Origin of the sequence: Chryseobacterium sp. MYb328, from assembly GCF_037572595.1 — a bacterium.
GTDB lineage: Bacteria > Bacteroidota > Bacteroidia > Flavobacteriales > Weeksellaceae > Chryseobacterium > Chryseobacterium pennae.
In genome coordinates, this window is sequence record NZ_JBBGZQ010000024.1 from 21,996 (window position 1) to 35,689 (window position 13,694).

A 13,694-nucleotide genomic window follows, 5' to 3' on the forward strand; every position below is an offset into this window, starting at 1 on the left:
CAAAGCACTGTGTTGATTTTCATGTATGTAAAAAAAGATCTTATTCAACTAAAAATTATTCGTGCATTTGTGGCTAATAAACCTTTTGTCCCTTTTGGCTTTATTGAACCTTCTATTTGCAATTAAGAAACTAGCGTGGTATTTCATTAATACCGTTTTTCAAAGAAAACACCTCCTTTTCAGGAAATTCTTTTTTAATTTTCCTCACAGCTTCCATACTTCGTTTACCAGACTGGCAATAAATAACAATAGGATTTGAAATTGAAGAAATAAAGGAGAAATGTTCATCCAATTCATCCAACGGAATGTTTTTTCCGCCAATATTGAATTTTTGATGTTCTTCCTTTGTTCGTACATCTATAATTTCAAAGTTTTTCTGATTCTGCATAAATTCTTCACAACTTATGAGCTGCACAGTCTGAACCAGACCTGTAATCTGAGGAGAAGTCTTCCTTAACTTAATGATTTGCGTTCTGCCATTCATCACATTCATCATCCATAGTTTTCCCACTAAGGTTTCTTCAGACCGGATGAGGTATTTTATGGCTTCATTAGCTTGCATACAGCCTACCATTCCGGCTAAGGGAGGAATGACACCGCCTTCTCTGCAGTTAGGAACCTGAGACTCTTCTGCATTAGGAAAAACATCCCGGTAATTGGGAGAATAGGTACCGTCCTTTTGTAAAACATTCCAGATGCTTACCTGACCCTCATGTTGGTAAATAGCTCCATATACTAAAGGTTTTCCAGCTAAAACACAGGCATCATTCAATAAACATTTGGTTTCAAAATTATCGGTTCCTTCAATGATGAGGTCAAACTCCGAAATCAGCTCCATCACATTGGAAGAAGTAATTCGCAATCGATAAGGAATAATGGAAACAGAAGGGTTTTGCTGCTGTAATCTTTTGGCTGCAACATCTACTTTGTAAGCTCCTACATCCTCAGGCGTATATAAAATTTGGCGATGGAGGTTGCTTAAAGAAACAAGATCATCATCCGCAATACCAATGGTCCCTATGCCGGAAGAAGCCAGATATTGGGCAGAAGGACATCCCAGGCCTCCCATTCCTACAATAAGAACTCTTGCATTTTTCAGCAGTTCCTGAGATTCAATACCAAACCCTGGTAAAGCTATCTGACACTGATATCTTTCAAATGATGTACTCATAATCTGTTTTTTTTTCTTTTAGCCACGAATGCACGAATTTTTAATGTTTACTATTCAGTTTATTCCTTTTAACTTATTTCTAAGAATCCTTAATTATAGATTCTAATTATTACATCTGAGAATCTTATTCGTGCATTCGTGGCGTATATTTTTCACAAACATCTACTTAATTAGCGTAATCTGCGAGATATAAATTATATCCACAAGCTACTTACAGCATTCAATTTTATCGCAGATAAAATCCTTGCGCCTTAAAAGTATAAGCAGACAATCAATTTGCGCCTTCGCGTTTCCAAAAAAGTTTCCAATAAAATTAATTTTTCAGGATTCGTTGCGCCTTTTCAGCATCCTCAGGCGTATTCACATTCATTAAAGCATCCGGATTACCCGGTTTTAAAATAAGCGTGTCACTATTGATTAAAACCTTTCGCGGACAGGTATTTCCCATTCCCAGAAAATTAAGTAACAAAGGATAGCTTTTAGGCTCCCAAATCGTAATTAAGGGTTCAGGTAATCCATCAAAAGGACTTTCATAAGTAGTAGCTGCTTTTTCAGGATTTCTCGACTGTATTAAAAATTCCAGAGATTTTGGATCTAATAAAGGCAGATCACAGGCCACAACCAACCATGCTTTATCTCTCTGAGCCCGTAATGCTGAAAGAATTCCGCCAAAAGGTCCCATATTCAGGAAAGTATCAGTAAGAGCTTTATAATGAGGGTTGAAATTTTCCAACTGATCCTGCCGGCAGGAAATGAAAACTTCATCACAAAAAGGGGCCAGAAGATCAGCTGCAAAATAACGCTGTTCCTTTCCATGCCATTGAAGGAGATCCTTAGCTGTTCCCATTCTGGCACTTTTTCCACCAGCGAGAACAAGGCCGTTGATTTTTGGATTTGTATTATGCTCTTCTGAAGTCATTTTTTCCACCTGTTTTTTCAATTAATTTAATTTCTTTGATGACAATATCATGGCTCAATGCTTTGCACATATCATAAATAGTAAGGGCTGCAACAGATGCTCCGGTCAATGCTTCCATTTCCACTCCAGTCTTAGCCTCTATACTGGCTGTACATTGGATGACGATGTCGTTTTGATTGTTCAGCTCTATCTGTAAATTACAGTTGTCAAGTCCGATAGGATGGCAAAGAGGTATGAGTTCACTTGTTTTTTTAGCCCCCATAATTCCTGCAATAATGGCAATCTGGAATACGGAGCCTTTTTTTGTTTGGAAATCATCTTTTTGCAAAGCCTCCAACACATTGTTGGGTAAAGAAATAATGGCTTGTGCAACGGCTTTTCTCTTGGTAACATTTTTTCCGCCAATATCTACAATGGCAGGTTCTCCGTTTTTATTAAGATGGGTAAATTCTGACATATATTCTTTTTTAAACCACTGATGGGAATTTTTTTGCCACGAATGCACGAATTTTTTTATTGCGCTTTCCTAATTAAACTGTACTGTTGAGTAATTTAGTAATAATTCTCAATAATCAAAATATTCTCAGTATTGTATTCGTGCATTCGTGGCATCTTTACAAATTATTTTAATCATTATACTTCCATACTCGATATACTTCTCCCTTTTTAAAACTATTCTGCTCCAAAGGAAGTTCCATAAAAGCATTCGTGTCCGCAAGATGAGAGAAATCCCCTGAACCATTTGTATTCACCGCCTCAGCAGTGACCTGCCCCAATTGATTCGTACCAAGTTTCACCTGAACAAAATATTGCAGGGAAAAGGGAACTTCGATATCGTTTTGTAACACTGCGAACCCAGAAAAGCATCCGGATATTTCCAGAGATTTTTCCAACCAGGGAATAAAATACCGATGTAAGCACATGAATACAGAAACAGGATTTCCCGGAAATGCAAAAACAAGTTTCTGAGTATTACTTTTACCAAACCAAAATGGTTTTCCCGGTCTTTGTTTTATTTTGTGAAAAAGCTTTTTTATCCCAAGTTCCTCGCAGGCCTGGGGTAAATAGTCGAATTTCCCCATAGATACACCGCCACTCATAAGGAGAACGTCATATTTATTAATACAACGGGAAAGTTCTTTTTTTATCTCTTCATAATCATCATTGAGATGAAGCGTATCTGCTTTAATATGATACTTTTTCAAAACAGACTGTATGGTGATTCCGTTGGAGCGTCTTAATTGATAAGGAGAAGGGATAGATTCCGGACTTATCATTTCATCTCCCGTAGAAATAATGATAATCTTGGGTAATTTTTTTACAGCTATGGTGGTTTTTCCAATGGACGAGGCTATTCCAATGATAGCGGGAGTGATCATCTGATGGGCTTTTACCAATATTTCACCCTCTTTTTTATCTCTGCCTTTCAGATGGATATTTTGTCCTTTTTTAATCTCAATGCTAAGACTTGCCACTCCATTATGGGTTGAGATATCCTCATATCGGATTACAGTATCCACTGAATTATCCAAAGCAGCGCCAGTCATGATTTCTATACATTCAGTTTCTGAATCAATAGGCACAGAAGACTCTCCTGCAGACTGTATCGCTATGATAGGGAAGGATCGTATTCCTTTTTCATAAGCAGTATAGCGGATGGCAATTCCATCTACGGTAGGGCGGTTAAAAGGAGGTAAATCCCTGTCTGCAGTAAGATCTTCAGCCAAGACTCTTCCTAATGCCTGGTTGTAGGCAATATATTCAATTCCAAAATTATTCGTCTGGGAAAGTATAATATCTTCTGCCTGTTGTACGGTGATCATTTCCATAGTTATCCTCCTATTGTAGCCATAGACTGATGAATAGATGAAGCGTTCAGGCTTTGTTGTTCCGCTTCCCATCCGTCTTTGGGCTTATGATGTATACTGTTGATAATTATATTTTTTAATTCGTCATCGGTTACACCTGAGCGAATCATATCTTTTAAATTGATCCCGCCGCCTTCGTACAGGCAGGTTCTCAAAATACCAGAAGGTGTAATCCGTATTCTGTTGCAATCTCCACAGAAAGAACGTGTATACGCTGCAATAATGCCGATATTTCCTATAAAACCGGGTATTTTATAATTATAAGATGTGGAACTTTTAGGATCTTCCAATTTTTTAATCCCGGGAAAATGATCTCTGATGTGATTATAAATTTGCGGATAAGTCCATTTCGGGGTTATATCACTGTTATTATTTCCATTGAATGGCATTTCCTCAATAAAACGTACATCTACCGGAAGTTCTTTGGTAAGCTGAACCAGAGGAATAATATCTTCTATGTTCTGATGATCCATAACTACCGTATTAATCTTTACCTTGATGTGATGTTTCAATAAACCATCCAAGGTTTTCATTACCTTATCGAAGCTTTTGCGGCGCGTAATTTTGAAAAAACGATCTTCATCCAATGTATCAAGACTGAGATTGACAGATTTTATTCCAAATGCTTTAAGCTGTGGGATGTATTGTTCAGTGAGAAGCCCGTTTGTGGTTAAACTGAGATCAGTAAGGCCTTTAAGCTCCGAGATTTTTTCGATAAGACTGACGCAGTTTTTTCTGACAAAAGGTTCTCCACCCGTTATTCTGATCTTATCTAAACCAAGATCCGTAAAGACAGTACATATGCTGAGCATTTCCTCATCTGTCATCAGGTCATCCTGCTTTATCCATGCAAGCCCATTTTCCGGCATACAGTAAGTGCATCGGAGGTTGCACCTGTCGACAACAGCCAGCCTTAAATAATTGATATGTCTTCCGAATTTGTCTGTTAACATAGGAGTAAAGCAAAAAGAACTTACACAAATATACTTATTGTTTTAACGAAAAACTAAAAATATAAATTTTGAAAATGATGTGTGGAAAAATAGGATTAAAGGTCTTAAAATCAAGATATATAAGGAAATAGAGCCTGGTCTTATGGGTTTTTAATATTCTTATTGACAGCAAACAATATGAAAATGCGATATTCTTATCACGGTTTCTGATATTTCCAGACGGAGAAGAAGAATGTATCTTTGCATGCTGCTAAAAAACAACAGGAAATAAAATATATTGTAACGGTCATCGATGATATATGAGGTATTTTTATAAATTAGTATTGAAAAGGGTTATATGATAATAGATAAAGAACTGATTAATAAAAATTCGGTAGAAGAGGTGTTTAATAAAGGAATTGACGTTGTTTTTCAGGATGAGATCAGTGGTGATTCACTCAACTTTTTTCCTGAAAACTGTTTTACCATTATCTTACTGGATCAATGTGAGGGCGGAAAATGCACCACTGGCTTGAATCAATATGGGTTAAAAGCTCAGCAACTATTCATCCATCTTCCGAAAAGAGAGTACAAATGGGAACTGGCTCCTCATACTGTCGGAAGAAGGCTTATTATTAATGATGCTATTCTTAAGACATTTTCTCCGACGCTTAAATTTACTTTTTCCTCTTACAGTAAATATGAAATGATAGAACCTGATGATGAAACCTATCACAGATTCAGCCTTGAATTTAATGCCATCAGGAAAGAAATTGCTGCTGATGTTGTTTTTCCGGAACTTATCAATGCAAGGGTGCGTCTGTTAGCACTAATTATTAATCTTTGGGTAGAACATGCTTACGGAAATAAAGCATTGAGTACGCCGGATAATCTGGCTTTCCGTTTTCATATGTTGGTGGATAAATATTATAAAACGCAAAAGAATGTAGCTTTTTATGCTGGCGAGCTATGTATTACTCCTAATTATTTGGGGGTGCTTTGTAGAAAACAGTATACAATTTCACCACTCGAGTTTATTAAAGAAAGAATTATTCTTGAGGCTAAAAATTTACTTCACAGTTCAGACAAATCCATTAAAGAAATAGCTTTTGAGCTCGGTTTTCAGAATTTTTCTCACTTTTCTTATTTATTCAGAATAAAAACCGGATCCACTCCAAAAAATTATAGGAAAAAGCTGGAAGAGACCAAATTGGATTCAGAATAAACCTCAGACAGACGGAATATATTTCAAAATTTTATCTTAGATAAAATCTTTGCACCTTAAAAACGTATTGAAAAAAAAAATAGACCTCTGCGTTTTCTAACATGAATACTTAAGTTTATTAATAACAGGATAATCAGGTGCAATAAATGATCTTCAGGATATTTAGCCACGAATGCACAAATAAGATCATTCGTGCATCCGTGGCAAAAAAATAAGCGTTTCAAAATTTTATCGGAGATAAAATCCTTGCGCCTTAAAAACGTGTTAAAAGGAAAAAAATAGCGCCTTTGCGTTTTCCAACTAATCCCACTTATTAGCAACTGAAACCGCATATTTTCCTGCTCCGGTAAAGAAGAAGCTTATTCCTACTAACATATAGATCACCAATAACTCCAAAGCCCATCCACCAAAATCATTAAGTTTGAAAATATTAGCTGTCTGAGCAAGAATTGTTGCAGTAAAGCAGTTTATAGCGAAAATTAAGCCTGCCAGACGTGTTCTGAAACCTATCATCAGCATAACCGGAGCTATAAGTTCTCCCGCAAATACTCCGTAAGCGAAGAATGAAGGAAGGCCGTGCATCGTGAGCATATCCTCAATAAATCCGATTCCGTGAATCAATTTGTTAACGCCATAAACTGACATGGGAAATCCGATAGCTATTCTGCTGATTAATAGTCCTAAATCAATGTTTTTTTTCATTTTATTATTATTTAAAAGTTATATTTTACAAATGCCCCTACATTTTCAAGGGTCTTTTTTGCGTTGTTGAACTGGTCGAAATTAGAGGCCACTCCATACATTATTTTGTCCTGTTTTACCCCCAGACGGATAAACTGTAACCCTCTTGGATAACCATTGTCATCCAGGTTTCCAATGGCTAGCACACTGAAGTACCCCTGAAGGTTTTCTTTCAGATAAGGAGTGTATTCAAATGATACCGACTGTTCAAGAGAAAATCCTTTCTGATAGGTTGTTCCGATGGAGTAGGAAAGGGAATAAGTGGGCTTGGCAATCCGGTATTGTACATAAGCGCTGAAGAATGCACCCGGATTTTTGATACCGAATGCTGCATTTACGCTGAATCTTTTGGTAAAACTGTAAGCAAGAGTATTTCGGATGAAGAATATATTCTCTTTGTCTTTGGTATATTCTGTATCAAATAGAGTGAGATTATTGAGCTTAAGCCGATCATTGAAATAATAATTGACATTATGCATATAGGTATAGGAGCGGTGTCCTAAAACAAGGTCCGGAGTAAAGTTTAGTTTCTGTGCATTCAGACTTAGAGAGACTGATGCAAGAGCTGTTATGGCGATAATTTTTGCCTTCATATTGCACTCATTAAATTTCTGAGAGCAAAACTATTCAGGCAGGGACGGAATAAACTTAAGATATCTTAAGAAACGTCAGACAGATGTTTTTTCCTTAAATAACTGAGATATTCTACAGTGATTCCAAGATAGGATGCAATCATGTACTGAGGAAAACGCTGTTCAATATTACGATAGGAAGTAACAAAATTTCTGTATTTGGTATAAGCATCTACTCTTGAATGTTCAAACGTTCTTTCCTGCAACGTAACATAGGCAGACTGCATTTTCAGGCGCCAGAACTCAGAGATGGCAGGAATTTCCTTGTATAATAATTCAAGGTTGGTTTTACTGATCTGAACGATGGTAGCCTCTTCATTAGCCTGAATAAACATTCTTGAAGGAAGCTCACTCAGATAACTGTACAGATCATTGATCCACCAGTTTTCAATACCGAGCTGAGTAATATTTTCTTTGCCTTTTTCATCAATATGATAAGCATACAGGCTTCCTTGGGCAATAAAACGCATATGTCTTGAAATTTGCCCTTCACGAAGCAGATACTCTTTCTTTTTTAGCTGAATAAATTCCAGTTTTTGAATCACAAGAGCAATTTCTTCCTCTTTTAAAGGGACTATTTCTTGGAAATGTTCTGTAAGCTGCGAAATAATAATATCTGTATCCATAATGAAGTTTCAATATCGTCTGTCTTGCTTATTAACAGACAGATCAGGGCCAAATTTACGTAAATATTATGGCTAATGTCAAGAATGATTGATAGTAAGATTAAATGCTCAAATAGACTGAAGATTGGATGGTTAAATTTTACTATCTTAACTGATGCAATTGTAAACCATCAGAATATGAGTCATTTTGATAACGAATTTCAAAAATATCTTGCAGAACTGGTTGAAACAGGCTTTGAATTTGTCGGTAGTAATTCAGAAGAAGTAGATGCTGTTTATATCATCGGATTGATAGAATCTGGTTATTTTTATAAAGTATTTTATGAAATCAATGGTTATCTGGTAAAATCCCATAAAGTGAATGAAGTGTCTGATATGCAGTATGACATCAGTAACGAGAGGGCTTTTGGAATGCTTAATAGAGGTAATCAGATATTGAAGAATATTGAACACCTTTTCAAAAATAATGGGCGGGAAGTTCCGGTGATGTTTAAGTTATCCTATCATCCTAAAACAGATAAATTCAATAGTGATTTTAGTTATCATAAAATGTTTACAGACTATACAACAAAAACAGCACAGGATGTATATGAAGAATGGTTTGTCCAGATGGAGAGTTTGAAAGGATAATAATACTGTTTTTATAGGATTATATACCTTTTCTTCAGTATTTGTTTTATTCGTGATAAGCTGGTTGGTATTGAATGCCTTATATCGTTACAGTCTATTTGCTGGAATCGATAAAAACCTGAGTCCTGTAAAACCTGTAAAAGAAATCAAAGAGGAGCCGGAACAACTGAAAATACTTATAAGTTTTATGAAAACGGAAAAGCCTTATCGGGATGATAGGCTTACCTTACAGAAACTGGCAGAGCAGATGAACATGTCTGAAAAAAAGCTTTCCCAGCTCATTAATCAACATACGGGTAAACATTTTTTTGACTTTACAAATGAGTTCAGAATCAATGATGCAAAGGTACTTTTAAAAGAGAATCTTCAACTTACAGTACTGGAGATTCTGTACGAAGTAGGATTTAATTCCAAATCATCTTTTTACACAGCCTTTAAAAAAGAAACCAATCAAACACTTACAGATTACAGAAAATCAGTGAGTTTGTTGATGTCGGGCTTTAAATCAGACTGATTTTCCCCTATAAAAAAGTCCGATTTCAATAATCAGATATTTAAATTGATACAAAATTCCTGATTTGCTTCATCATTTAAAACTAAATATAATGAAGCCATCAATTCAATTTATTTTATTCCTTTTTAAATTTTGGAATATAGCCCGGATAGTCTTAGGGAGAAAAAATGAAACTTTCTTTAGATATCCACTTGGACAAATGGAAAATGGTTCCTCAAATATTTTCACTTAAATGATCTCTTTTTAATCATAAATCATCCTTTTTCATAGGGAAAAGAATCCTTTGTTTTGGAAATGGAATACTATTTGTAATGCATACCGAAACATGAAATGGATAGAATTTATTAGCAATCAGATATTTATGTTGAACCTATAGATGATTTAAAATTTAACAATTATTACCTTTAAATAATAAAAAAATGTTCCCTCCTCAATTAAACAGAATATTTTATTCATATAATCTCCTCTTTTTTCTTCTGTTGTGCTGCACCGGATCTGCTTATGGTCAGGGTGTATTTTCACATCAAAGGTTCGATAGTATCCTGTTGAAGAAAACAGAATCACTCCGGATCCAGGGAGATTATGAAAATCTTGTGCGTCTTAATAAAGATTATCTGAATCTGGCAGAAGAAAAAAACTATAAGGAAGGAATTATTCTTTGTTATATCAATATTTCCAATATTTCAGCCACCATCGGAAATTATAAAAGAGGACTGTCTTATCTTTCCCTTGCTGAAAAGGAACTTAAAAAGATCAGTAATCCGGCTTTAAAAGCAAGACTTTATCAGGAGCATGGCCAGCTGAATGGAGTCATAGGACTCTATAAAAGTGCTCTTGATCTGAATGCGAAAGGGCTATATTATTTAAAAAATATTCCGGATAAGGAGAAAAGAAAATTTTACCTATACAGGCTTTATGCTAATAGAGCAGACTTTCTATATAAAGCCAATAAAGCAGACTCAGCGTACATTTATTTACAGAAAGGAAAAAGGATTGACGGACAGGGAGTTCTACTGAATACGCTTTTGGCCAAACACCATTTAATATATACTAAAAGAAAAGATTCTGCTCTGATCTATCTTCAGAAAGCTTCAGATAAGATTGTAAATACCGGTAAAGTGAATGTTCAGAGTGGGTTTGTATATTTAACCTATGGAGATTATTATTTTGCGCTGGAGGATTATAAAATGGCACTGGAGTATTACAGTAAAGCTTTGGATTACTACAGTAAGACGAACAGAATGTATAATATTCCGGGAGTTTATGAATCCATAGCTAAAACCTATAAGATGCTGAATGATCCTCAGAAGGAAGAAGAAGCCATGCAAAAATATACAGATGAAAAAACGGAATTGGAAAATATTCAGAATGAAGCGATCAATATTTCAATAGATCATATGCTGAATGATAAAGAGGAAGAGTCTAACGGCTTTCAGCAGAAAGTTTATCTTTATATTGGCTTTATTGTTATTTTGTTATTGGTTGTATTTATCTTACTCTACAATCATAACCGGGCATTAAGACAAAAGAAAAATCAATTTAAAAGTGAAGCTCTTTCACTGAAAAACAGGATCAATGATTCGTTTGATGAATTAGTAGTCCTTGTCAAGAAGAATGACTCTACATTTTTAACAAGGTTTCAGGAAGTCTATCCTGAATTTTGCCCGAAACTTCTGGAGATCAATCCAAGGCTTGGCGCTTCTGAACTGGCATTCTGTGCGATGATAAAGCTTAATTTTACGTCAAAGGAAATTGCAGAATATACCTTTATTCAACACAAGTCTGTACAGCAGAAAAAACACCGGTTAAGGAAAAAACTGAACGTTCCTACCGAACAGGAACTGTTTATTTTCTTTGATTCTTTATAAATACAACATTAAAATAGAAAGAACTTCTTCCAAAAAGAAGAACATCTTTACTGCTCTGGATTTTTAAATAACTGCAAGCAATGTAGTATATGTGTGGTAGCTGAAGATTCTGAATATTCATGTATTGTTTCTGATTAATATAGGACAGGTATTATGTGGTAAATACTTAAAAAGGAAAAAATAATTTCCAGACTTTTCCTTACCCTTGTGTTAAAATGAGAGAGTCTTCATTTTCGTTGGCCAGATTCAACGTGTTTTTTATAGATTTTTATCGATAAATGGCCTTATTTAGGGGTGCGACAGTAAATGTGGTATAAATGTAGTATGATAAAATTGTGGTTTTTTTTAATAAGTTTTTAAAATTTGCAAAACCAAAAGAGGGGCAAAAATAAATATATTAAAAAATAATAAAGATTCTAAAAACACAAAGCGAAGCCCCTCTTTATGATGAATGGAATTAATGAAAAAATGGTGTTGGAAAATTATAAGATAAATTTAATGGACCAATAGAACTCCATCTAAGGAAAAATAAGTAAATTAATTTGATTAAATTAAACATATATGAAAAACGTAAAACGATTTATTACAGCAATGACAGTTGTTATGTTTGCTTCAGTAGCTTCAGCACAACTTAGTCCCAAAGGTGCAGATAAGGATAAACACGGTTGTAAAGGATCTGCAGGATATACATTTTCAGTGATAAAAAATGACTGTGTAAGAATCTTTGAAGAAAAAATACAGTTGAAAGAAGTAGATAATAAAAAATCTTACATCTCTAATGCTGCTGTAATTCTTAGCGAAGATGGAAAAAGAGCAGAAATATTTCTGCCTTCATCTGATGGAAGTTTGGTACTTGATAAATTAGCTTCTAAAAAAGCCGTAGTGTACAAAAAAGGACAGTATACTTTGACAAAAAACAAAAATGCTTATACATTAAAACTAGCGAACAAAGTAGTTTTTAAAAGCTAAAAATAATCTTCATTAGTATTAAAGCACAACGATTTTAGATAAAGTGCTTAAAGGCTGCCTCATTTTGAGGCAGCCTTTTATGTTTTTGAAAATCACCCTTTATTTATCCTGTCCGATATCCAGGCGGTCAAACTTTCCTTCCGTATTTTTATGAAATCTGAAGAATACCGGAAATGTTCCCCATTGTCCGGCTTTAAAATTGCCATAAATATCCTTGCCATCATTTTCTACACGGTCTATACTGAGAAAGACTTCTTTACCCAGTGCATTGGCAAAAAAAGATTTAAAATCTACCTTATTGCCATCATCAGTCATGGCTGGGTTTTCAATGAAGAAGCTATACCAGCTTTTATCTCCCGTCTGAAGAGCTTCTATTGCCTGTTTTACCTGTGAGTCTGTTATTTTTGATACATCCATTGTCTGTTGTTTTTTTGAAGTTGGTGTTGAGATTTGTTTTTCTTTAATGGTATTCTGACCACAGGCTGTATATGAAAGTCCTATAGCCAATAGTATTGCAAAATTGGAATATTTCATATTGAAGTTAATTTTTAAGAGGATGCTGCAGATAGATAATCAGGAGATTGAGGAAAAGAAAGGGGAGTTCTATCAGTACTCCTTTGAAATCTTTATCCAAAAGATGGAAGCAGATGATCAGTAAAATTCCTGCAGCCATCAGAAAGTTTCCCCAGACAAATGTTTTGGGAAAGAGAATCAGTACGGCAGCAAGGATGGTGATGGCGCCATTAATCATCAGTCCGGTTTTATCAAATCCCCATTTTCCAAACATAGTGGTCATTTCAGGTTTTCCTGAAAACATGGCAATTCCCTGTTTAATCCCCATAAAAACAGCAGTAAGAATAAGGATGGAATTAATAATTTTTAAAATCATGTCGAGTGTTTTTTGTATTAATGGAATAATAGATTAATACAAATATGCGCGAAATGAATGAAGTACGCATGGTGAGTTTTTCGGATTTTTTTTAATTTGTAGATGACAGCATAGATGTTTTGAAAAAAACTTTTAATTTAACCTCAGAGTATTGATTAGACATTTCTTATTCTAAAAAGAAAACCACAGTTTATGATACTAAACTGTGGTTTTCGATAACTAAGAACTATTTAACTACGATTCTGTCTTCAGATAGCCAAAATGCAATGCCGGTTCTTTCCCGAATAAACATGAGAAAATGTTCTGGAACTCATGGATATATTTACATTTGATGGCATTCCCGTAAATTTTCAATCCTTCCAGCATTTTTCTGGAACTCAGATCGATGTCGTATTTTATAAAAGTTTCCGGTCTTTCGTATCTGATGCTCTGATCCGAACTGAACGTTTTTGAAAATCCCAGCTTTTCAAGCCATTCCTCAGTTATCTTGATAGGCTTGATAGAATCTGCCGGAACTGAAATACTTTGAATATCATTTTCAATTTTAACAAAATATGCCGGTTCTATACTCTGAAAAATTTCAGTGATCGTATAAATCTGATTTTTGTACTCGACTAAGTTTTTGATTTTAAGATCTGCTACATTCATAATATTTTGAATTTTAATGGATGATATGGTGATATATAAATAGCAAATATTATGCCCTGCAT

General features: G+C 34.9%; 16 protein-coding genes. 5 read left to right on the forward strand and 11 right to left on the reverse strand.

Annotated features, from left to right (window positions below; genetic code table 11):
• Positions 1-130: 130 nt before the first annotated feature.
• The 5 genes from WH267_RS19965 to moaA all read right to left on the reverse strand — a co-directional run bounded on the left by WH267_RS19965 (position 131) and on the right by moaA (position 4,911).
• The gene (locus tag WH267_RS19965) at positions 131-1,171 is read right to left on the reverse strand and encodes a HesA/MoeB/ThiF family protein (RefSeq protein ID WP_115969064.1); all 1,041 of its coding nucleotides are present in this window, start codon (positions 1,169-1,171) and stop codon (positions 131-133) included.
• A 313-nt stretch (positions 1,172-1,484) separates the two neighbouring features.
• Positions 1,485-2,090, reverse strand: coding sequence for an NTP transferase domain-containing protein (locus WH267_RS19970; RefSeq protein WP_115969062.1), 606 nt, complete (start codon positions 2,088-2,090; stop codon positions 1,485-1,487).
• The gene (gene moaC / locus WH267_RS19975; RefSeq protein WP_115969060.1) at positions 2,071-2,547 is read right to left on the reverse strand and encodes a cyclic pyranopterin monophosphate synthase MoaC; all 477 of its coding nucleotides are present in this window, start codon (positions 2,545-2,547) and stop codon (positions 2,071-2,073) included. The genes WH267_RS19970 and moaC overlap by 20 nt, the downstream gene beginning before the upstream one ends.
• A gap of 169 nt (positions 2,548-2,716) precedes the next feature.
• The gene (locus WH267_RS19980; RefSeq protein ID WP_115969058.1) at positions 2,717-3,919 is read right to left on the reverse strand and encodes a molybdopterin molybdotransferase MoeA; all 1,203 of its coding nucleotides are present in this window, start codon (positions 3,917-3,919) and stop codon (positions 2,717-2,719) included.
• A 2-nt stretch (positions 3,920-3,921) separates the two neighbouring features.
• A complete protein-coding gene (gene moaA, locus WH267_RS19985; protein ID WP_340010537.1) occupies positions 3,922-4,911 on the reverse strand; it encodes a GTP 3',8-cyclase MoaA in 990 nt (329 codons plus the stop codon).
• 337 nt (positions 4,912-5,248) lie between these two features.
• Here moaA and WH267_RS19990 point away from each other — a divergent pair, with 337 nt between their 5' ends.
• A complete protein-coding gene (locus tag WH267_RS19990; protein WP_115969054.1) occupies positions 5,249-6,115 on the forward strand; it encodes a helix-turn-helix domain-containing protein in 867 nt (288 codons plus the stop codon).
• A gap of 300 nt (positions 6,116-6,415) precedes the next feature.
• On the opposite strand, the gene WH267_RS19995 is transcribed toward WH267_RS19990, so the two are convergent.
• From WH267_RS19995 to WH267_RS20005, 3 genes are all read right to left on the reverse strand, one after another.
• Positions 6,416-6,817 carry a DoxX family protein gene (locus WH267_RS19995; RefSeq protein ID WP_123319429.1) on the reverse strand — a complete coding sequence of 134 codons (402 nt, stop codon included), beginning with the start codon at positions 6,815-6,817 and terminating at the stop codon, positions 6,416-6,418.
• 11 nt (positions 6,818-6,828) lie between these two features.
• Complete coding sequence (locus WH267_RS20000; RefSeq protein ID WP_115969048.1) at positions 6,829-7,449, reverse strand: hypothetical protein; 621 nt, start codon at positions 7,447-7,449, stop codon at positions 6,829-6,831.
• A gap of 65 nt (positions 7,450-7,514) precedes the next feature.
• Positions 7,515-8,114: a Crp/Fnr family transcriptional regulator gene (locus WH267_RS20005; protein WP_340010542.1), complete on the reverse strand. Its 600-nt coding sequence runs from the start codon at positions 8,112-8,114 to the stop codon at positions 7,515-7,517.
• 177 nt (positions 8,115-8,291) lie between these two features.
• On the opposite strand from WH267_RS20005, the gene WH267_RS20010 reads away from it, so the two are divergent.
• The 4 genes from WH267_RS20010 (at position 8,292) to WH267_RS20025 (ending at position 12,095) form a co-directional block, all read left to right on the forward strand.
• Positions 8,292-8,744, forward strand: coding sequence for a hypothetical protein (locus WH267_RS20010; protein ID WP_340010543.1), 453 nt, complete (start codon positions 8,292-8,294; stop codon positions 8,742-8,744).
• A gap of 70 nt (positions 8,745-8,814) precedes the next feature.
• On the forward strand, positions 8,815-9,258 hold the full coding sequence (locus tag WH267_RS20015) for a helix-turn-helix domain-containing protein (protein WP_340010545.1): 444 nt from the start codon (positions 8,815-8,817) through the stop codon (positions 9,256-9,258).
• Positions 9,259-9,803: 545 nt separating this feature from the next.
• The gene (locus WH267_RS20020) at positions 9,804-11,126 is read left to right on the forward strand and encodes a tetratricopeptide repeat protein (protein WP_228438511.1); all 1,323 of its coding nucleotides are present in this window, start codon (positions 9,804-9,806) and stop codon (positions 11,124-11,126) included.
• 561 nt (positions 11,127-11,687) lie between these two features.
• Positions 11,688-12,095: a hypothetical protein gene (locus WH267_RS20025; RefSeq protein ID WP_340010548.1), complete on the forward strand. Its 408-nt coding sequence runs from the start codon at positions 11,688-11,690 to the stop codon at positions 12,093-12,095.
• Positions 12,096-12,194: 99 nt separating this feature from the next.
• Here the strand turns inward: WH267_RS20025 and WH267_RS20030 are convergent, their stop codons facing one another.
• From WH267_RS20030 to WH267_RS20040, 3 genes are all read right to left on the reverse strand, one after another.
• Positions 12,195-12,629, reverse strand: coding sequence for a hypothetical protein (locus tag WH267_RS20030; RefSeq protein WP_228438509.1), 435 nt, complete (start codon positions 12,627-12,629; stop codon positions 12,195-12,197).
• Between the two features lie 7 nt (positions 12,630-12,636).
• Positions 12,637-12,984 (reverse strand): DoxX family protein, encoded by a 348-nt coding sequence (locus WH267_RS20035; RefSeq protein WP_115969035.1) that lies wholly within the window; start codon positions 12,982-12,984, stop codon positions 12,637-12,639.
• A gap of 234 nt (positions 12,985-13,218) precedes the next feature.
• Positions 13,219-13,632 (reverse strand): hypothetical protein, encoded by a 414-nt coding sequence (locus tag WH267_RS20040; RefSeq protein ID WP_115969033.1) that lies wholly within the window; start codon positions 13,630-13,632, stop codon positions 13,219-13,221.
• Between the last annotated feature and the right edge of the window lie 62 nt (positions 13,633-13,694).